Source organism: Mycetocola sp. Y171 (assembly GCF_056713165.1).
Genome location: NZ_JBWYGX010000003.1, coordinates 155,176 through 174,612, shown reverse-complemented (window position 1 = coordinate 174,612; position 19,437 = coordinate 155,176). Strand labels below are relative to the sequence as shown.

General features: G+C 66.4%; 17 protein-coding genes. 4 read left to right on the top strand and 13 right to left on the bottom strand.

Going from position 1 to position 19,437, the window contains the following annotated elements; translation table 11 throughout:
• Positions 1–79 precede the first annotated feature (79 nt).
• Positions 80–859, bottom strand: a complete 780-nt coding sequence (locus AC1M2K_RS16885; RefSeq protein ID WP_480241851.1) for a glucosamine-6-phosphate deaminase — start codon at positions 857–859, stop codon at positions 80–82.
• A 116-nt stretch (positions 860–975) separates the two neighbouring features.
• On the opposite strand from AC1M2K_RS16885, the gene AC1M2K_RS16880 reads away from it, so the two are divergent.
• A complete protein-coding gene (locus AC1M2K_RS16880) occupies positions 976–1,395 on the top strand; it encodes a hypothetical protein (protein ID WP_480239311.1) in 420 nt (139 codons plus the stop codon).
• Between the two features lie 64 nt (positions 1,396–1,459).
• Here AC1M2K_RS16880 and AC1M2K_RS16875 read toward each other — a convergent pair whose 3' ends face one another.
• Positions 1,460–2,674 (bottom strand): NADP-dependent isocitrate dehydrogenase, encoded by a 1,215-nt coding sequence (locus tag AC1M2K_RS16875; protein WP_480241850.1) that lies wholly within the window; start codon positions 2,672–2,674, stop codon positions 1,460–1,462.
• Positions 2,675–2,876: 202 nt separating this feature from the next.
• On the opposite strand from AC1M2K_RS16875, the gene AC1M2K_RS16870 reads away from it, so the two are divergent.
• Positions 2,877–3,326 carry a GNAT family N-acetyltransferase gene (locus tag AC1M2K_RS16870; RefSeq protein ID WP_480239309.1) on the top strand — a complete coding sequence of 150 codons (450 nt, stop codon included), beginning with the start codon at positions 2,877–2,879 and terminating at the stop codon, positions 3,324–3,326.
• The gene (locus AC1M2K_RS16865; protein WP_480241849.1) at positions 3,295–3,633 is read left to right on the top strand and encodes an MGMT family protein; all 339 of its coding nucleotides are present in this window, start codon (positions 3,295–3,297) and stop codon (positions 3,631–3,633) included. The genes AC1M2K_RS16870 and AC1M2K_RS16865 overlap by 32 nt, the downstream gene beginning before the upstream one ends.
• 106 nt (positions 3,634–3,739) lie before the next feature.
• On the opposite strand, the gene AC1M2K_RS16860 is transcribed toward AC1M2K_RS16865, so the two are convergent.
• From AC1M2K_RS16860 to sucC, 8 genes are all read right to left on the bottom strand, one after another.
• Complete coding sequence (locus tag AC1M2K_RS16860; RefSeq protein ID WP_480241848.1) at positions 3,740–5,557, bottom strand: ABC transporter ATP-binding protein; 1,818 nt, start codon at positions 5,555–5,557, stop codon at positions 3,740–3,742.
• Entirely contained in the window at positions 5,554–7,434 is a 1,881-nt protein-coding gene (locus AC1M2K_RS16855; RefSeq protein ID WP_480241847.1) for an ABC transporter ATP-binding protein, read from the bottom strand. Before AC1M2K_RS16855 ends, AC1M2K_RS16860 begins: the two co-directional genes overlap by 4 nt.
• A 377-nt stretch (positions 7,435–7,811) precedes the next feature.
• On the bottom strand, positions 7,812–9,023 hold the full coding sequence (gene ddaH / locus AC1M2K_RS16850) for a dimethylargininase (RefSeq protein WP_480241846.1): 1,212 nt from the start codon (positions 9,021–9,023) through the stop codon (positions 7,812–7,814).
• Positions 9,024–9,117: 94 nt separating this feature from the next.
• On the bottom strand, positions 9,118–10,707 hold the full coding sequence (gene purH, locus AC1M2K_RS16845) for a bifunctional phosphoribosylaminoimidazolecarboxamide formyltransferase/IMP cyclohydrolase (RefSeq protein ID WP_480239304.1): 1,590 nt from the start codon (positions 10,705–10,707) through the stop codon (positions 9,118–9,120).
• Between the two features lie 4 nt (positions 10,708–10,711).
• Complete coding sequence (purN, locus tag AC1M2K_RS16840) at positions 10,712–11,326, bottom strand: phosphoribosylglycinamide formyltransferase (RefSeq protein ID WP_480239303.1); 615 nt, start codon at positions 11,324–11,326, stop codon at positions 10,712–10,714.
• A 55-nt stretch (positions 11,327–11,381) separates the two neighbouring features.
• Entirely contained in the window at positions 11,382–12,659 is a 1,278-nt protein-coding gene (locus tag AC1M2K_RS16835; protein WP_480241845.1) for a cell division protein PerM, read from the bottom strand.
• Between the two features lie 91 nt (positions 12,660–12,750).
• Positions 12,751–13,638 (bottom strand): succinate--CoA ligase subunit alpha, encoded by an 888-nt coding sequence (gene sucD, locus AC1M2K_RS16830; protein ID WP_480239301.1) that lies wholly within the window; start codon positions 13,636–13,638, stop codon positions 12,751–12,753.
• A 16-nt stretch (positions 13,639–13,654) separates the two neighbouring features.
• Positions 13,655–14,818, bottom strand: a complete 1,164-nt coding sequence (gene sucC, locus AC1M2K_RS16825) for an ADP-forming succinate--CoA ligase subunit beta (RefSeq protein ID WP_480239300.1) — start codon at positions 14,816–14,818, stop codon at positions 13,655–13,657.
• A 161-nt stretch (positions 14,819–14,979) separates the two neighbouring features.
• Here sucC and AC1M2K_RS16820 point away from each other — a divergent pair, with 161 nt between their 5' ends.
• Positions 14,980–15,759, top strand: a complete 780-nt coding sequence (locus tag AC1M2K_RS16820; RefSeq protein ID WP_480241844.1) for an oxygenase MpaB family protein — start codon at positions 14,980–14,982, stop codon at positions 15,757–15,759.
• On the opposite strand, the gene AC1M2K_RS16815 is transcribed toward AC1M2K_RS16820, so the two are convergent.
• The 3 genes from AC1M2K_RS16815 to AC1M2K_RS16805 all read right to left on the bottom strand — a co-directional run bounded on the left by AC1M2K_RS16815 (position 15,723) and on the right by AC1M2K_RS16805 (position 19,386).
• A complete protein-coding gene (locus AC1M2K_RS16815; RefSeq protein WP_480239298.1) occupies positions 15,723–16,955 on the bottom strand; it encodes a low temperature requirement protein A in 1,233 nt (410 codons plus the stop codon). The genes AC1M2K_RS16820 and AC1M2K_RS16815 overlap by 37 nt on opposite strands.
• 111 nt (positions 16,956–17,066) lie before the next feature.
• Entirely contained in the window at positions 17,067–18,767 is a 1,701-nt protein-coding gene (locus AC1M2K_RS16810; protein ID WP_480241843.1) for an ABC1 kinase family protein, read from the bottom strand.
• A gap of 37 nt (positions 18,768–18,804) precedes the next feature.
• Positions 18,805–19,386 (bottom strand): PadR family transcriptional regulator, encoded by a 582-nt coding sequence (locus AC1M2K_RS16805; protein WP_480241842.1) that lies wholly within the window; start codon positions 19,384–19,386, stop codon positions 18,805–18,807.
• Positions 19,387–19,437 lie beyond the last annotated feature (51 nt).

The window sequence follows — 19,437 nt, the reverse complement described above, 5'->3', positions numbered from 1 at the left end:
GTGAAAGGCGGCAGCCAGAACTCAGGCAACCTCGAAAAGGAGAGGGCGACCCTCGACCATCTACACGACGCGAGGGCGCCTAGATCCCCTGCCACCCCGGCTTGTTCGCATAGGTGTACCGGTAATAGTCCGCGAGCTTGAGCTTCGATGCTGCGGCTTCGTCGACGACGACCGTCGCGTGAGGGTGCAGCTGGATGGCGGACCCGGGCACCATCGCAGACAGCGGGCCTTCGAGCGACGCGGCGATGGCATCCGCCTTGCCCTCACCGAACGCGAGCAGGACGAGGTGCCTGGCCCGGAGGATCGTGCCGAGCCCCTGCGTGATGCAGTGCATTGGCACCTGGTCGGGCGAGTCGAAGAATCGGGCGTTGTCTCTGCGGGTCTGCTCGGTGAGGGTCTTCACCCGCGTGAGCGAGGCGAACGAGGAGCCCGGCTCGTTGAAGCCGATGTGTGCGTCGGTGCCGACCCCGAGGATCTGCAGGTCGACACCACCGGCTGCGATGATGGCGCGTTCGTAGTCCGCCCCGGCGGTCTCGATGGTCTCGGTACGTCCGTCGGGGACGTGGATGCGCTGCGGGTCCAGACCGAGGGGTTCGACGACCTCGCGGGTGATGACGGAGCGGTAGCTCTCGGCGTGAGAGACCGGGAGGCCCACATATTCGTCGAGCGCGAACCCGGAAACGCGGCTCAGGTCGAGGTCACGTGCGCGGCCAGCCATGGCCTGGTAGACGGGCAGTGGCGTGGACCCGGTGGCGAGGCCGAGGACGGCGTCAGGTTTGCGCCCGATCAGCTGGACGATCGCATCCGCAACGAGTTCCCCCGCGTCGTTCGAGTTCCCGACGATCACTACTTCTGCCACATCCGCCTCTTTCACGTTGTTTCCCCCAGTCTGGCAGAACCGCCCTCCCGGGTACCTCCCGGAATGCTGCTGGTAGTGTTTTCGGATTCCCCTCCCACCAGACCAGAGGATTTTCCGTGCCCCGAAACCGCACTACGACGGCATCCGTTTTCGGCATCGTCGCCATCGCCGGCCTGATGCTCACCGGCTGCGCCGGCGGACAGTCCAGCGCTGAAGCCTGCACCGTCGTACAGACGACCATGGTCCAGGCCCAGGAGGACCTCTCCGAGAGCGTCGCATCGTTCGGCAACGACCCGGCGGAGGGCGCGAAAGCCGTCGACAAGCTGGCAACGGCGTTCGCCGGCGCCAACGACGACATCACCAACGCCGATGTGAAGAAGACCACGGACAAGGCCGAAAAGGCCCTGGACGGGTTCGCCGCCGAGATGAAGAAGGCAGCGGACGACCCGGCCAACGTGGACTCCGAGGGCCTCACCGACGCCCTCGACGACATCGAGACCACGTTCGCAGCCGTTCAGAAGGCCTGCGAGGCCTGACACCACGCCTCGACGACGAATGCCCCCGATCTCGCGATCGGGGGCATTCGTGTGTCAGCGGGTCTTAGCCGAGACGGGCCTTGAGGTTGGCCGTGATCTCAGCGAGGAACTCCTCCGTGGTCTGGTACGACTGCTCAGGGCCGACGAGAAGCGCAAGGTCCTTGGTCATCTTCCCTGACTCGACCGTCTTGATGACGACGTCTTCGAGGGTGTGGGCGAACTCGATGAGCTGGTCGTTTCCGTCCAGCTTTCCACGGTGCTGCAGCCCGCGTGTCCAGGCGAAGATCGACGCGATCGGGTTGGTCGAGGTCGGCTTGCCCTGCTGGTGCATGCGGTAGTGACGCGTCACCGTGCCGTGCGCTGCCTCAGCCTCGACGACCTTTCCGTCCGGCGTGGCGAGCACGCTGGTCATCAGACCGAGCGAGCCGAATCCCTGCGCGACGGTGTCCGACTGGACATCGCCGTCGTAGTTCTTGCAGGCCCAGACGTAGCCGCCCTCCCACTTCATGGCGGATGCCACCATGTCGTCGATGAGGCGGTGCTCGTAGGTCAGTCCTGCGGCGTCGAACTGCTCCTTGAACTCGGCGTCGAAGATCTCCTGGAACAGGTCCTTGAACCGGCCGTCGTAGGCCTTGAGGATCGTGTTCTTCGTGGAGAGGTACACCGGGTAGTTGCGGGTGAGACCGTAGTTGAGGCTCGCACGGGCGAAGTCGCGGATGGATGCGTCGAGGTTGTACTGAACCTGAGCGATACCGTCTCCAGGCGACTGGTAGACCTCGAACTTCTGCGGTTCCGAGCCGTCCTCGGGTGTGAACTCGACGGTCAGCGTGCCCTTGCCCTTGAACAGGAAGTCGGTGGCGCGGTACTGGTCGCCGAAGGCGTGACGGCCGATGATGATCGGCTTGTTCCAGCCGGGCACGAGGCGCGGAATGTTCGAGATGATGATCGGCTCACGGAAGATGACGCCGCCGAGGATGTTGCGAATGGTCCCGTTCGGGCTCTTCCACATCTTCTTCAGGCCGAACTCCTCGACCCGGGCCTCATCGGGCGTGATGGTCGCGCACTTGACGCCGACGCCGTGCTTCTGGATGGCGTGGGCGGCGTCGATCGTGATCTGATCGTCGGTCTCGTCACGCTTCTGGATTCCGAGGTCGTAGTACTCGAGGTTGACGTCGAGGTACGGGTGGATCAGCGTGTCCTTGATGGACTGCCAGATGATGCGGGTCATCTCGTCGCCATCGAGCTCGACGACGGTTCCTTCAACCTTAATTTTTGACAATGGAGAGCTCCTAGCTTGTGGGGCCTTACGGGCCGCGGACTAGCTTACCCGAGCCGCGCAACTATCTTGATATCGAGAGATATCGCGGCGCAGCGACCGGACGCTCGGCACGCGACATCCTCCGCTGTGAACATCTGACGAATTGTGTCACGCACGAAGGCATCGCTACCGATGAGACCTCCGTTCGGGCTAGCCTTGCACCATGCCTGAGCTGAGACTTGAAGAACTGTCCGCCTCCACGATCGTCGCGGTCAACGCACTGACGCTCAAGCCCGGCCAGGAACAGTTCGTCGCCCCCGTGTCCTATTCGGTCGCCGCGGCCGTCGTGAACCCGGAGACGAGCTGGCAGCGTGTCATCCTCGACGGAGACGAGGTCGTCGGCTTCGTCCAGGCGAACTTCGACCCAGAGGGCCAGGACGAGTTCACGAGCATCCTCTGGCGAATCAACGTCGACGCGGACGACCAGGGCCGTGGCGTCGGCACCTATGCCGTCAAGGCACTCAGCGAAGAGGCCGCAGCGCGCGGCTTCGATCACGTCAACGTCATCTACGAACCGGGCGAGTCCGGGCCGGAGGCTTTCTTCCTCCGCGTCGGCTTCGAGCCCGTCGGCGAAACGCAGTATGGCGAAACAATCGGCGTCCGCAAGCTCTGATTCCGGGCGGCTGTCCCCCGACGATTTCGTCGAGGCGGTCCTCGACGTGGCCGCATCCATCCCGCCGGGACGCGTGATGAGTTACGGCCAGCTCGCCGCGACGCTCGGCTCGAGGTCAGCCCGCGGTGTCGGGCGCGTGATGGCGCACCACGGCAGCGAGGTGCCCTGGTGGCGGGTCGTCCGCGCCGGCGGCCTTCCTCCTTCGGGACATGACGCCGAAGCGCTCGAGCACTACCTGGCCGAGTCGACGCCGATGGCGGCGATGGCGGACGGCGGTTACCGCCTGACGCGGTCGGCGTTCCTGTGAGGGACGGCACCGTTGCGTCGCGGCGTGCGACGCCCGCGCGGGCCAAACGGCTTCGCGCGGGTGTTTTCACACCCGCGCGAAGCCGGAACACCCGCGTCGGCCCGCTCTAGACGAGCGAGTCCCGCCACGCCGCATGCAGCTGGGCGAACCGCCCGGTACCCGAGATGAGGTCGCGGGGTGTCCCGTCCTCGACGATCCTGCCGTGCTCCATCACGAGCACGCGGTCGGCGATCGCGACCGTCGACAGCCGGTGGGCGATGATCACGGCCGTACGGTCGGCGAGCAGGGTCTGCAGCGCCTCCTGCACGAGACGCTCACTCGGGATGTCGAGTGACGCCGTCGCCTCATCGAGGATGAGCACGGACGGGTCGGCCAGAAACGCGCGCGCGAAGGAGATCAGCTGGCGCTGCCCTGCCGACACCCGCCCTCCGCGCTTGTTGACGTCGGTCTCGTAGCCGTTCGGAAGCGAACGGATGAACTCGTCGGCTCCGACGGCCTTCGCCGCCGCGGTGATCTCGTCAGCCGTGGCATCCGGCTTGCCGATGGCGATGTTGTCCGCCACCGAGCCTGAGAACAGGTACGCCTCCTGCGTCACCATGACGATGGCCCGGCGCAGGTCCTTCGGATGGAGGTCGCGCAGGTCCACGTCGTCGAGCGTCACCGTGCCGTCCGTCGGGTCGTAGAACCGCGAGATCAGCTTGGCGAGTGTCGATTTCCCGGCACCGGTCGAGCCGACGAGCGCGATCGTCTGCCCGGCGGGGATGTCGAGGGTGAAGTTCGGCAGCACGACGGTGTCGTCCTTGTATGCGAAGGTGACCTCGTCGAAACGTACGTGGCCGTGCGCCGTCCACAGGTCGACGGGCTGGACCGGGTCCGGCACCGTCGGCTTCTCCTCGAGCACGCCGGAGATCTTCTCCAGCGCGGCCGCTGCCGACTGGTAGGAGTTGTAGAACATCGCCATCTCCTCCATCGGGTCGAAGAAGCGCCTCGTGTAGAGCACGACGGCCAGCAGGGCACCGATGGCGAGCGAACCGTCGACGACACGGAAGGCACCGACCAGCAGGACGGTGGCGACCGCGATGTTCCCGATCAGCACCAGCCCGGGGTCGAACACGCCGAACAGCTGGATGACGCGGGCGTTCACGTCGCGATAGTCCTCGACGAGACCGCCGAACTCCTTCTCGTTGCGCTTCTCCTTGCGGAACGCCTTCACGGCACGGATGCCTGTCATCGTCTCGACGAACTGCACGATCACCCGTGCGGATGCGACGCGCGACTGGCGGAACAGGACCTGCGACCGCTTCTGGAACCACCGGGTCAGGAAGTACAACGGGATGAGCGCGCCGAGCAGCACGAGGCCGCTGGTGCCGTCGAGGAGGAACAGCGCGATTCCCGTGAACAGCATGTAGAGGAACCCGGACACGAGCTGGTTGATGCCCGAGTCGAGCAGCTCACGAATCGCGTCGAGGTCGCTCGTCTGGCGCGAGATGATCCGCCCAGACGTGTAGCTCTCGTGGAACTCGAGGCTCAGCTTCTGCGTCTGCAGGAAGACGCGCTTCCGCAGGTCGATGAGGATGGCCTGGCTGATCCGCGCGCTGAGCACCGTGTACCAGGCGATGAGCCCCGCTCCCACGATCCCGGTGACGAGGTAGATGGCGACGATGAGGAACGTCGGCATCCAGTCACCCTGCTCGAGCACGGCGGGGAGGCCGCGGTCGATGCCGAACGCGATGAGGGCAGGCCCGGCGACCTGCGCCGCCGTCGACACGACGACCACGAGCATGGTGAGTACGACGCGCAGCCGGAGAGGGCGCAGCAGCGACCCGAGCAGGCGCAGCGAGCGCTCCCGGATCTGGGCGCTCTCACCTTTGGTGAAATCGTCGCGTTCTTCGCCCTCGACGCCCTGTACTGAAACGTTGGTCATGCGCCCGCCTCCACGGTGTCGGCGTCGACACTGGACTCGTCGAGCCTCTTGTCGATCTGATCTGCTGCTTCGCGCTTCTCCTCGTCCTCGAGGCTGGAGATCACGAACTTGTAGTGCTCACTCGTGGCGAGGAGCTCGCTGTGCCTGCCGACGGCCGTCACCTTCCCGTTCTCGAGCAGTGCGACGCGGTCGGCGAGCATCACCGTCGACGGCCTGTGCGCGACGATGAGAGCGGTGGTCGACGCGAGCACGCGCCGCAGGGCCGCTTCGACGAGCGCCTCGGTGTCGACGTCGAGCGCCGACAGCGGGTCGTCGAGCACGAGGACTGCCGGCTTGGCAGCGACGGCTCGGGCGAGGGCCAGGCGCTGGCGCTGTCCGCCTGACAGGCTCAGTCCTTCCTCACCGACCATGGTGTCGACCCCGTCGGGCAGGTCGCGCACGAAGTTGGCCTGTGCGATGTCGAGCGCCTCGTCGAGGACGGCTTCCCCTTCGGCGCTGCGCGGGTCGAGGTCGCCACGACCGAGCAGGACGTTGTCGCGGACGGATGCCGAGAACAGCGTCGCATCCTCGAACGCCATCGCGATGTGCCTGCGCAGGTCTTCCCTTGACAGGTCTCGGATGTCGACGCCGTCGAGGGTCACAGCACCGCCTGTCACGTCGTACAGCCGCGTGGTCAATGCCGTCAGCGTCGTCTTCCCCGATCCGGTCAGCCCCACGAGCGCCATGGTCTCCCCCGGCTCGAGTGTCAGGGTGACACCGTTCAGCAGGTCGGGGAATCGTTCGGGCGAATCCTGGTAGCGGAAGTGGGTGTTCTCGAAGCGGAGTCGGCCACGCACATCCGCGATGGTCTTCGGGTGCTCAGGGTCGGTGATCGTGTTCCGGGTGTCGAGCACCTCGAAGAACCGGTCTGTCGCCGTGCGCGTGTCGAAGGTCATGGAGAGCAGGAAGCCGATCGACTCGATCGGGAACCGGAGCACCGTGGCTGTCGCGAAGAACGCGAACAGCTGGCCGACGCTGATCTCACCGGCCGACGCGAGCCACACACCGGTGAGAAGGCACAGCGCGAATGCTACGTCCGGCAGAAGCAGGAGCCACAACCAGATGCCCGCGATCGCCTTGGCCTTCTCGATCTCGGTTCCTCGCAGGCTCTCCGCCTGCGACTCGAAGTTGCGCAGGGCGTACTTTCCCCGGCCGAACGCCTTGAGCACGCGGATGCCGTGGACGGACTCCTCGACGGCGGTCGCGAGGTCACCTGCCTGGTCCTGGCTGCGCCTGGCGATGATCGAGTACTTCTTCTCGAACACGAAGCCGTAGATCCAGATCGGAACGGCCAGGGTCAGGAAGATCGTGCCGAGCAGCCAGTGCCAGTAGAACAGCACGACGGCGCCGATCACGATCGTGACGGTGTTCACGACGAGGAGGACGAGGCCGAATGACAGCCAGCGCCGGATGAGGTTGAGGTCACTGACCGCCCGCGACAGGAGCTGGCCGGACTGCCAGCGGTCGTGGAATGACACCGGAAGATCCTGCAGCCGCGCATACAGGGCGTTGCGCATCTCGGCCTCGACGTACGTGCCCGGCTTGAGGACGAACCAGCGCCTGAGCGCGATCATCACGGCTTCGATCACGCCGAGCCCGAGCACGGCGAGCACCGCCCACCAGATCTGCGACGTGTCACCGGTCGACAGCGGGCCGTCGACGAGTGCCTCGAGGATCAGCGGAATGCACAGGGCGACCAGGCCGGCGGCGAGAGCGGCCGCCATGCCCAGGGAGATGCGCGGCAGGGCCTTGCGGGCGTACGGGAGTATGCGCCAGAGCGCAGCCGCCGTCGACAGCTCGGACTTGTGGGACTTCTTGTCGTCGGGATGACGAGACATGTGTGAACTGATCTTCCTGCGCGGCCACGGCGGGCAGCGCGGTAAATTCCCGGGAAAAGGGATGCGTCACCAAGGGTGAACGTCGAACGGAGAGGGAGGATTCCGGCAGAACCGGAATCAAGCGCAGGTCGCGCCGAAGCGCTGTGCGACCGGGTTATGAACCCGGAAGGGCCGGTCGGCGTGCGCCGAGCGCACCACGGACTGAGACGTGGGAAACCGTCGACCTTGATGTCGGCGATGTGATGTTGTACGTCATGACAGTCCTCCTCAACCGGTTTTGCGTCACTCCACTGCCCCGCGAACCGGCAGGACCGGAACCGCGACAGCCTTTCACCCTATGCCCAAGCCAGCCGGTTGGGCAAGAACTTTTTTCCGGCTCAGCGCACCCGGACGGAGAGGCAGGTGACGCAACCCTCGAGCTTCTCGAATTCGCTGATGTCGACGGAAACGACGGTGTAGCCGCGATCCTCGAGCAGAGCTGCGGTCGCGGGTGCGGCGGCGGAGAGCAGCACGGTGTCGTCGGCCAGCACGACGACGGCGACGCCCTCGCGCTCGGGGACGGCCAGGAAGTGCGGGAAGAAGGCCGGGTCGTCGACGAGGTCGGGGTGGCCGAGGATCGTGCCGTCCGGGAGGGCGGTCACGCTGCTCTTGAGGTGCAGTGCCTTCGTCACCGGAACGACGACGACGGTGTAGCCGAGGGGTGCGGCGATGGCGCGGAGCTGGCGGATGCCGTCGGCGTTGGTCCGGCTGGACCGGCCGACGTACACGGTCGATCCGACCTTCAGCACGTCGCCACCCTCGAGGGTGCCGGGGCTCATGATCCGTTCGATGCGCAGTCCCAGGTCCCGAGCGGCGTCTTCAGCGGCCTCGGCCTCTTCGCGGCGGCCGTCCGTCCCCGCGCGGGCCACGACGGCGGTGTCGCCGAGCAGGACGAGGGTGTCTTCGACGAAGACGGAGTCGGCCAGCGTGTCGGCGAACGCGACCTCGCTGGTCGCCCAGCCGTTCTCGACGAGTGCCGCGACATAGCCGTCCCACTGCGTGTCAGCGAGTTCGGTGTCGACCTCGGCGCGTTCCAGGTGGGTGAGCTGGCCGTCTGCGAGGTTGCCAGCAGGCATCCTGACCAGCGCGATGCGGCGGTCAGTGGCGTGCGGCGCCGTGCGGAAGGCGAGCGAACGGTTGTACACGGAGCGACCGATGGTCGCGGCAAGTATGGTGACGACGATGACGTAGACGCCGTTGATGGTGAGGAACGAGCCCCACAGGTTGCTGATCAACGCGGCATCGAGGGCTGAACCCGCGGCCATGATCGTGATCCCTGAGCCGATCAGGCAGGCGACGATCCCGGTGAACAGTCCGGCCGCGAGAGCCGTGTACCAGCGGACCAGGCCGCCGATGAGGGCGAAGACGAACAGCAGGAGCACGGTGAAGACGCTCGACAGGAAGTAGAAGTCGCTGACCTGGCCGATCACCGCCGCCTGGTACTGCTGCGCGACGTAGAAGAGGAAGACGCTCGCCGCGTGGGTGACGACCGCGACGGTCAGAGCGGCCAGGATTGAGGAAACGAGCCGGCGGCCCCACGAAACAGTCATGCTGCAGAGCCTATCTCCCAGCGGGAGCCGCATCGTGCGCGTGCGACTCCCCCTGCGTGACGTGGAGCGGTTTCAGAGCCCGCTCATCGGCGACTCAGTGGAAGAAGTGGCGTTCCCCGGTGAAGTACATGGTCACGCCGGCCGCCTGCGCGGCAGCGATGACCTCGGGGTCGCGTACGGAGCCGCCCGGCTGCACGACCGCACGGACGCCGGCGTCGAGGAGCACCTGCAGCCCGTCGGCGAACGGGAAGAACGCGTCGGATGCCGCAACGGATCCGGCTGCGCGGTCGCCTGCGCGGGTGACCGCGAGCTGGCAGGAGTCGACCCGGTTGACCTGACCCATCCCGACTCCCACGGATGCCCCGTGGCTGGCGAGCAGGATGGCGTTCGACTTGACCGAACGGCAGGCCTTCCAGGCGAAGGAGAGGTCGGCGAGCGTCTCGGCGTCTGCCGGTTCACCGGCTGCGAGCGTCCAGGTGGAGCTGACGGCCTCACGCGGGAATCGGTCCGCCTGCTGCACCAGGATGCCGCCGGAGACCTGCTTGGCCTCGAGAGGTTCGGGGGTGAAACCCTCCGGCAGCTGAAGCAGGCGCAGGTTCTTCTTGGTGCGGAGGACATCGAGTGCGTCCTCATCGAAGCCGGGGGCGACGAGGACCTCGGTGAAGATCTCCCTGATGGTCTCAGCCATCTTGAGGGTGACCATCCGGTTGGCTGCGATCACTCCGCCGAAGGCCGAGACGGGGTCACACGCGTGGGCACGGCTGTGCGCCGAAGCGATGGCGTCTGGGGCCTTCGGGGCGGCGACCGCGATGCCGCACGGGTTGGCGTGTTTGATGATCGCGACAGCCGGCTCGGAGAAGTCGTAAGCGGCCCGCACGGCGGCGTCGGCGTCGACGAAGTTGTTGTAACTCATCTCCTTACCGTTGAGCTGCGTCGCCTGGGCGATGCCCTGCCCACCCGAACGCAGGTAGAGCGCTGCTTCCTGGTGCGAGTTCTCGCCGTACCGGAGCACGTGGGCCAGTTCGGCCTGGATCGTCAGGGACGCACCGAAGCCCTCGGCGGTGTCGGTGAACCAGCCGGCGACTGCTGTGTCGTACGCGGCGGTGTGGGAGAAGGCACGCGCTGCCAGGTCGCGGCGCTGTGTGAGTGTGGTTCCGCCGGAGTTCAGGGCGTCGATGACCTCCCCGTAGCTCGCCGGTGACACGACGATGGCGACGTTCGGGTGGTTCTTCGCGGCGGCTCGCACCATCGCGGGGCCGCCGATGTCGATCTGCTCGACCACGTCGTCGTTCTCGGCGCCGCTGGCGACGGTCTCAACGAACGGGTACAGGTTGACGACGACGAGCTGGAACGGCTCGACGCCGAGGTCATCGAGCTGCTGCTCGTGCGACGCGAGCCTGAGGTCGGCGAGGAGCCCGGCGTGGACGGACGGGTGCAGCGTCTTGACGCGCCCGTCGAGCGATTCGGGGAATCCTGTCACGTTTGCCACGTCGACGACGTCGAAGCCTGCGTTGCGGATCGTCTGCGCGGTCGAGCCGGTGGAGACGATCTCCACGCCGGCGCCGGCAAGCGCCCTGGCGAGGTCGAGAAGGCCGGTCTTGTCGCTGACCGAGATCAGTGCACGCCTGATCGGGACGAGGTCGCGTTCCCGGTAGAGGCTCTTGTCGTGGCTGGGGCCTGCCATGGTGTTACTCCTTGATTGAGGCGGGAAGGCGTCGGGTCGACAGCGCGCTGAGGTCGAGGCCGTTGGCGATGTCGAGGACGGTCTGCACGAGCAGCCGGCGTTCGACGGGTTTGATGCGTTCGTGCAGTTCGTGCTCGGTGTCTCCCGGGAGGACCGGGACGCGTTCCTGAACGATGATCGGGCCCTGGTCGACTCCGTCGTCGACGACGATGATCGATGCCCCGGTCTGCTCGACGCCGGCGCGGATGGCGTCGCGGACCCCGTGGGCGCCAGGGAACTCGGGGAGGTAGGCCGGGTGGGTGTTGATGAGGTTGGGTGCGAGGGCGCCGACGACGTTCGGCGGGAGCAGTCGCATGAGCCCGCTGAGGACGACGAGGTCGGGGCTCCAGACCGCGATCTGCTCGAGGAGAGCGGCGCCCCACGCGTCCCTCGACTCGTACGAGCTGTATGGGACGACGAATGAGGGGATGCCGAACTCCTCTGCGTGTGCGAGGCCCGTCGCTGCGCGGTCCGCGCCGACGGCGACGACCCTGGCCGGATACTCGGCGTCGGCAGAGGCTTCGAGGAGCGCACGGAGGTTGGACCCCGTGCCCGAGATCAGCACGACGATATTCAGCACGCGGCAATTCTACCGGTGACCGCGCGATCGGACGGCCAGATGTCCGAGGGACGCCTCAGCGCACGCGGTCGGAGGCTCGCATCGACGGCACCGGTTCAGCGTGTGACGTGTGAGTCGAACCGGATGCCATGCCGATCGCGGCGGCGATCGTCACCTCGGCTGCGGCGAAAGCTGCCACCAGCCAGGGGTTGGGACCGACCTGCACCAGGCGGCCAGGCCCGATCGCGCCTCCGGAGATCCAGGCCAGCAGGCCGAGCAGGACTCCGGCCACAACTCCGATCCCGACAGCCGCGAGGAGCAGCCTCCCGACCAGCGGACGCCCGCTTAGAGCGCTGACCAGCCGGGGCCTGACGAGCGTGGCCGCAAAGAACCCGATGAGCACGGGGACGAGGAGTCCGAGGAACCCGAAGGCGAAGTCGCCGCTGGGCACTGCGCCGAGGATGGGGAGCCCAGGCACGGGTCCGACGATCGTGTTCACGGGGGAGATCGCACTCCCGGCCCCGAGCGCGAAGCCCGGGCCGACCAGCCACGATGCGGTCCACACGACGAGGTTGGGCACGAAGGCGATCTGCGCGAGAGTCGTGGCTGCACCGCCGGCGACGCCGAGCTGGGCACCCTGGTAGAGGCTGGTCACGAGTCCGAAGTTGACGAGGAGGAGCAGACCGAGAAGCACGGCGGACACCGCGATGATTCCGGTGACGGCGGCGAACCCGCCGCGGACGGCAGCGGAGAACACGGCACGATCGAACCGGTCGAAGCGCTCGTCGAGGCGTTCCCGGATGCGCGACACGAGACGTCCGATTCGCCCGCCCTGGCCCGCCGGCATCCGGTGCCACCCTCTGATCACCCCGATCGTCAGGCCGACGCCATAGACCAGACCAGGCAACAGGAGCGACTGGACGATCGACGGCCGCAAGACCTCGTCGAGGGCACTGAAGGCGGCGAGTCCGCCGAGGAGGACGACGGTGACCAGCCCGGCGAGGACGGCGCTCTGCCAGTAGCGCGTCGCGACGGACCTGACGCCCGCACGCGCACCCATGACGACGGTGAACGCCGTCAGGGCGAGCGGCGCGATCGTCAGGAAGAACGGCTCAGCAGCCGCAGGGAGGCCTGTACCGGCCACGACGGCCGAGGGAAGCACGACCCGGATGTCGACGCCGTTCCCGAGGAGCCAGATGTCGACGGCGCCCCGCCAGAACACGAACCAGTCGACGGAGAACCCGTATTCGACGGCCCAGAGCAGGGTGAGCGGGACAAGTGAGATGCCGATGCCGATGGCCACAGTGATGAGGGCCTCGAGCGCGGCGAGCATGGCGAGCGTTGTACGGTTCATTCGACTCGAAGTTTAGCTGGCATGCCGGCGGTGCCCGGCCGGAACACGACGAAGGGCGGCAGTTTCCTGCCGCCCTTCTGTGTTGCCTGACCTACAGTCCGGCGATGATCTCCCGCATGAGCCGGGCTGCCTCGCTCGGCGTCTTGCCGACCTTGACTCCCGCGGCCTCGAGGGCCTCCTGCTTGGCCGCGGCGGTTCCCGCAGAGCCAGAGACGATGGCGCCGGCGTGGCCCATGGTCTTGCCCTCGGGTGCCGTGAAGCCGGCGACGTAACCGACGACGGGCTTCGTGACGTGAGCCTTGATGTAGTCGGCTGCGCGCTCCTCTGCGTCTCCGCCGATCTCACCGATCATCACGATGGCCTTCGTCTCGGGGTCGGCTTCGAACGCGGCGAGCGCGTCGATGTGCGTCGTTCCGATGATGGGGTCTCCACCGATGCCGATGGCTGTTGAGAAGCCGATCTCGCGCAGTTCGTACATCATCTGGTAGGTCAGGGTGCCTGACTTCGAGACGAGGCCGATCGGACCCTTGCCCGTGATGTTGGCCGGGGTGATGCCGACGAGGGCCTCACCTGGCGTGATGATGCCTGGGCAGTTCGGACCGATGATCCTGGTCGTGTTGCCCTTCTTCTGTGCGTACGCCCAGAACTCGGCCGAGTCACCGACAGGGACACCCTCGGTGATGATGACGAGCAGCGGGATCTCGGCGTCGATGGCCTCGATGACGGCGTCCTTGGTGAACGCAGGGGGGACGAACGCGATCGACACGTCTGCGCCGGTCTTCTCGATGGCCTCAGCGACGGTACCGAAGACGGGCAGTTCGACGTCACCGTGCAACACGGTGGTGCCGGCCTTGCGTGCGTTCACTCCGCCGACGACGTTGGTGCCGGCCTTGAGCATCAGCGCCGTGTGCTTGGTGCCCTCACCGCCGGTGATGCCCTGGACGATGACCTTGGAATCCTTGTTGAGAAAAATTGACATTGTTTCGTTCGTCCTTTTACTTCGAAGCCAGCTCGGCGGCCTTGTCGGCGCCTTCGTCCATGGTTGCGGCGAGGGTGACCAGCGGGTGGTTGGCCTCGTTGAGGATGCGTCGGCCTTCTTCGACGTTGTTGCCGTCGAGGCGGACGACGAGGGGCTTGTTCGCGGCTGAGCCGAGCTCGGCGAGTGCGCCGACGATGCCCTTCGCGACCGCGTCGCAGGCGGTGATGCCTCCGAAGACATTGACGAAGACGCTCTTCACCTGCGGGTCACCGAGAATGACGTCGAGGCCGGCTGCCATGACCTCAGCGGATGCTCCGCCTCCGATGTCGAGGAAGTTGGCCGGCTTCACGCCGCCGTGGTTCTCACCGGCGTACGCGACGACATCGAGCGTCGACATGACGAGTCCTGCGCCGTTGCCGATGACGCCGACTTCACCGTCGAGCTTGACGTAGTTGAGGTCGGCCTGCTTGGCCTTGGCCTCGAGCGGGTCTGCGGCGTCCTTGTCCTCCAGCTTCGCGTGCGATGCGTGGCGGAATCCGGCGTTCTCGTCGAGCGAGACCTTGCCGTCGAGGGCGACGATGTCGCCTTCCTCGGTGAGAACGAGCGGGTTGACCTCGACGAGAGTCGCGTCTTCGCTCTTGTAGACGTTGTACAGCTTGACGAAGACGTCGGCGACCTTGTCGACGAGTTCTGCCGGGAAGTTCGCGGCGACAGCGATCTCACGCGCCTTGGCGGCGTCGATGCCGTCGAGCGGGTTGACCTCGATCCGCGCGAGAGCTTCAGGCTTCTCGACTGCGAGAACCTCGATCTCCATACCGCCCTCGACGCTTGTGAGCGACAGGTAGGACCGGTTGGCCCGGTCGAGCAGGACGGAGAAGTAGAACTCCTGAGCGATGCGTGCGCCGCCTGCGACCATGACGCGCTTGACGACGTGGCCCTTGATGTCGAGGCCGAGGATGGCCTTCGCTGCCTCGTATGCCTCGTCGGGGGTCTTGGCGACCTTGACGCCGCCGGCCTTGCCGCGGCCTCCGACCTTCACCTGGGCCTTGACGACGACGACGCCGCCGAGCTTCTCAGCTGCCGCGCGCACCTCCTCCGGCGTTTCCGCGACGATACCCGGCAGCACCGGGACCTCGTATTTTTCGAACAGGTCTCGTGCCTGGTATTCGTAAAGATCCACGTGGGTTTCCGTTCCGCTGAGTGCATTGCTGATGTTCGCGTTGGGTGGCGGTCCCGGCGTGAGGGTATCTCGATGCCGAGAGAATTTTGGCCGGTTCCACTCTACTTCGTTGCGGAAGAGCGTGAGCACGCCGCAGAATCCGCTGGACTACAGTTGCCCGGGTGAGCACTCTCCGCGATATGGCCGGCGACGCCGTCCTCATCGCGGGTGGCGGGCGGGCGATTCTGCTGCAGATCGCTGAGCCGGCGGTCGGCGCAGGCGTCGCTGCGCACAGTGATTTCTCGTCTCGACCCCTCGACAGGCTCCACGCCACACTGACCTTCGTCTACACCCAGGTGTACGGCACCGACGCCGAGAAGGACCTGGTGGCGCGGCGTGTCAATCGGGCCCACGCGCCGGTGAGCGGGGATGGGTCAGCGGATGCCCCGCCATACTCCGCATTCGACCCTCACCTGCAACTCTGGGTCGCAGCGACGCTCTACGACACGGCCACGCGGGTGCATGAGCTCATCTATGGCCCGCTCGACGATGCGGCGGCCGACGAACTGTATGCGGAGTATTCGATCATCGGATCGGCATTGCAGATGCCTACGGAGCTCTGGCCGGAGGACCGTGCTTCGTTCCGCGCCTGGTTCGACGACCACGTCGAGGAACTCCAGGTGACACCTGCGGCACGGGCCGTGTGCTGGCAACTCCTGACGGCTCGCTCGGCACCGGTGTGGGTGCGCGCCCTTCTTCCTGTCGTTCGCCTGGCGACGGCCGGGCTGCTGCCTCCCCGCCTCCGCCGCCCGTACGGCTTCGTCTGGACTCCGAAGCAGCGCAAACGGTTCGACCGGATGATCCGTGTCGCCCGTTTCGTCTGGCCGAAGCTCCCCCGAGGCATCCGTCACCTGCCTGTGCGGTTCTACCTGGGGCGGTTCCGCGCCTCCACGGGCGGCTGATTGCGCGTCCGGCGCCGGTGGCTGACGTGGTCGGCGGCGACAACGGCCGCGAGGATCAGGTTCGCGATCCAGCTGAGCGTCAGTGGGGAAACGGTGGAGAAGGTGAAAAAGAGCAGAGCCAGCGCGCCCGCGCCGACGAGGTGGGAGAACTGCCACGGCAGGCCGACGGCACGCTTGAACAGGAAGTTGCCGATCAGGTAGACCGTGCTCGAGCCGCAGATGAGACCGGCCGTCCACCGTTCGACTGCATCCCCGCCCGCGCCACCCAGGGGATGGGCAAGAACCATCTCGTCGGCCACCGCGGTCAGCAGAATGCCGACCACGAGTAGTAGCGGAATGTAGGTGTACGCCACCTGCGCGACAAGTCCTGGTTTCTCGGCCTCGCTGATGAAGTCGCGTCCACCCTCCTGGCTGTGGTTGAAGTAAAGCAACCACATCAGCACGGTGCTCGTGAAGGCGGCCAGGAACGAGAGCATGTCCAGCGGGCTGAGCGTGCTTTCGGCGAAGGACCGGCCGGTGACGAGAATCGACTCTCCGAGCACGATGATGAGGAACAGGCTTACCCGTTCGGCGAAGTGCTCACCCGAGACGTTCCACGTCTCGGCGTCGGAGCGTCCGAGACCCGGAACATGGAAGCGTACCCGGGGACCGATCATCGCAATGACAATGGCTACAGCCCAGATCCACAGCCGCGTCTCTTCCGACATGAAGGCTCCACCCAGCCACAGCAGGCCGGTGCCGACATTCCAGATCGCGATGCGCACGAAGTTTCTGGCGTTCTCCGGACGTGACCTTCGGAAGGCGATCGCCGCGAAGACGCTCCGGCCAAGCTGAAGCGTGACCAGGCTGGCCGCGAACAGGATGGCGTGCTCACCGAACGCGTCCGGAATGGCACTCGACATCAGCACGCCCAGCAGCATGAGCACGAAAAGCATGCCGCGCACGCGGGGATTCTCCGGGTTGAGCCAGTTGGTCACCCACGTCGTATCGACCCACACCCGCCAGACCGCAGCGATGAGAATCAGGGTCTGGAGAAGGGTGACGAGATCGGGGTGGTCGATCAGGGAATGCGAAATCTGCGTGACCGCGAAGACGAAGACGAGGTCGAAGAAGAGCTCGACGTAGGTGACCCGGTGTGCGTCGGCGCCTTCGGTCGGACGCAGCAGGCTGCCGGGTTCCCGCTTCGAAGAATTCATGTCCGTCTCCAGATCGTCATGCACCCGCTGTCATCCTGCCACCCGCGAAGCGGCCACGCCGGGAACCGGCCGGTCACATCGAATGAGCTGACCCGTTGGCGGCGGCGATGTTCACGGCACGCGGCGGCTGACCCACCCTGCGAACAGGGCGTGCAGCAGTGGCAGGACGGAGATCGCCATCAGCACCGTGCCGAAGACGGCGTCGTCGGCACGCAGAATGATACCGCCGAGGAAGAGCGTGGCGAACAGGATCGCGGAGATCACCCGTCGAGTCGTGCGTTCGAGGCTGCCGATGCGCCGCTCGAGTCGGGGATTCTGTACCGAGAACCGGCCCTCGTCGATTCGCGTGGTGAGCTCGTCGAGTCGCTGCGGGAGCCGGGCGACCGTGCCGGCGACAGAAACGGCCTGCTGCGCGAACGACTGGACGACGTTTCCGCTTTCCTGGCGGATCAGCTGACCGGCGTACGGTTCGACGGCATCCCAGATGTTGAACGCGGGGTTGAGCGAGCTGCACATTCCAGACACCAGGGACATCGCACGGATGACGAGCAGGAAGTTCTCGGGGAACTGGAACGGGAGCGAGCGCACGACGTCGCCGAACTCGATCGCGAACGCCCGGAACTCGCGCGGATCCACCTCAGCGAGCTCGGCGAAGCCCATGCCGCCGAATCGAGCGAACAGCGTGGTCATCGCCCGTTCGAGCTCGGCGGTGTCCGCGGACGGCAGCAGAACGCCGACGTCGCGGATGCCGTCTACCATGCCCTTTCCGTCACGCGACGCCGCAGCGATGAGCACCCTGCGCAGGCCCTTCCGGAGTCCTGGGGGCACCTCGCCCATCATCCCGAAATCGATGAAGGTGAAATGCCACGCGCGCATGTCGGGCTCACTGTCGCCGGTTCCGGGGTGAGGTGTCACGAAGATGTTGCCCGGGTGCGGGTCCGCGTGGAAGAACCCGTCCGTGAAGAGCTGGTCGAACATGACGGATGCGAAGTCGATCGCGACCTCGGAGGGGTCGATTCCCGCAGCCCTCAGACCGTCGAGGTCGTTGATCTTGATCGCAGTGACATCCTGCAGCGTCAGCACGCGCCTGGTCGTGCGCTCCCAGACGATCTCGGGAACGCTGACCCGCGAGTCGCCCGCGAAGACCTCCGCGAACCGCTCGGCGTTCGCCGCTTCGTGCAGGTAGTCGATCTCCTCGCGGCTCGTAGTTGCGAACTCTTCGACGAGGGACGGGGCGTCGACGCGATCGGAGACGAGCCGGATGCGGCTCAGCCAGGCCCCGACACGGCGGAGCGCCCGCAGGTCGACGTCGACGATCAGGTCGATGCCCGGCCTCTGGATCTTGACCACGACATCGCGCAGTCCGGTGTCCTGGGCATCGGCATCCGCCAGCGTCGCCCGGTGCGCCTGGCCAAGGGATGCCGCCGCCAGAGGCACCGGGTCGACGAACGAGTACGCACGTTCGAGCGGGACGCCGAGCTCTGCCTCGGCGAGAGCCCGGATGGCGTCGAACGGCACGGGCGGGACCTCATCCTGCAGCCCCTCGAGTTCCTTCGTGATCTCGGGCGGCAGCACGTCGAGGCGCGACGACATGAACTGTCCGACCTTGATCATGAGTCCACCGAGTTCGACGGCGAGTGCGTGGAAGCGCTGTGCGATGCGCTGCAGTCGCGCCGCCCTGCCCCGCGCGGCGAGTCCGCCGAGACCGATCCGGGGCAGGAACAACTCGAACCACCACGTCTGGACGAGGTAGCGCGCGGCGAACCGCGTGATCCTGCGGTACCGGGCACGCAGCCTACCGGCGTCGGTCATCGAATCTCCTTGACGCCGACGTGCGGCGGGTACGCGGCTAGTCCTGAGCGAGAATGGAGAAGAGCTTACGGCGCGCGTCCTCGAGGACGGCGACGGCCTCCTTCACCTGCTCAGGGCTGCCTGAGCGCCCGACCTGCGCGACGGCCTGGGCGAGGTCGATGCCGGCCTTCGGCAGCGCGCTCGAGCGACCGCTGTCACTCGTGCCTGAACCCTCCCACGGTGCGGCCTTCCCGGCTGCGGCATCCGCGACCTCGCGCCCTTCCTCTGTGAGCGAGTATGTCTTGCGGCCGTTCGACTCCTCAGCCTTGATCAGACCTTCGTCGGCGAGCAGCTGGAGCGTCGGATACACCGATCCTGGACTCGGCTTCCAGCTTCCGCCGCTTCGTTCCTCGATCTGCTGGATGATCTGGTAACCGTGCATCGGCTTCTCGGCCAGAAGGGCGAGCACCGCAGTGCGTACGTCGCCGCGGCCCATCCTGGTGCCGCCGACCTTGTGTTCGAACTGCCCCCGGAGCTGCTCCATCGCTTCCCACAGACCCGTCATCGGCCAGCCCTGCCCTGGACCGCGGGTGCCACCGGCGCCGCCGCCGAACCAATCGCCCATGTTCGAATTACTCATGATGACCTCCTCCGCGCCGTCACCCGGTCTGGGCTGAGCGATACTCAACGA

Bases quoted from the DNA above. Each gene is read 5' to 3' on its own strand.
- AC1M2K_RS16815 (WP_480239298.1), bottom strand. From the start codon at position 16,955: ATGAATTCTTCGAAGCGGGAACCCGGCAGCCTGCTGCGTCCGACCGAA.
- AC1M2K_RS16860 (WP_480241848.1), bottom strand. From the start codon at position 5,557: ATGACCAACGTTTCAGTACAGGGCGTCGAGGGCGAAGAACGCGACGAT.
- AC1M2K_RS16865 (WP_480241849.1), top strand. From the start codon at position 3,295: ATGGCGAAACAATCGGCGTCCGCAAGCTCTGATTCCGGGCGGCTGTCC.
- ddaH (WP_480241846.1), bottom strand. From the start codon at position 9,023: ATGACTGTTTCGTGGGGCCGCCGGCTCGTTTCCTCAATCCTGGCCGCT.
- AC1M2K_RS16835 (WP_480241845.1), bottom strand. From the start codon at position 12,659: ATGAACCGTACAACGCTCGCCATGCTCGCCGCGCTCGAGGCCCTCATC.
- AC1M2K_RS16805 (WP_480241842.1), bottom strand. From the start codon at position 19,386: ATGAGTAATTCGAACATGGGCGATTGGTTCGGCGGCGGCGCCGGTGGC.
- sucD (WP_480239301.1), bottom strand. From the start codon at position 13,638: ATGTCAATTTTTCTCAACAAGGATTCCAAGGTCATCGTCCAGGGCATC.
- purH (WP_480239304.1), bottom strand. From the start codon at position 10,707: ATGGCAGGCCCCAGCCACGACAAGAGCCTCTACCGGGAACGCGACCTC.
- AC1M2K_RS16870 (WP_480239309.1), top strand. From the start codon at position 2,877: ATGCCTGAGCTGAGACTTGAAGAACTGTCCGCCTCCACGATCGTCGCG.
- AC1M2K_RS16855 (WP_480241847.1), bottom strand. From the start codon at position 7,434: ATGTCTCGTCATCCCGACGACAAGAAGTCCCACAAGTCCGAGCTGTCG.
- AC1M2K_RS16810 (WP_480241843.1), bottom strand. From the start codon at position 18,767: ATGACCGACGCCGGTAGGCTGCGTGCCCGGTACCGCAGGATCACGCGG.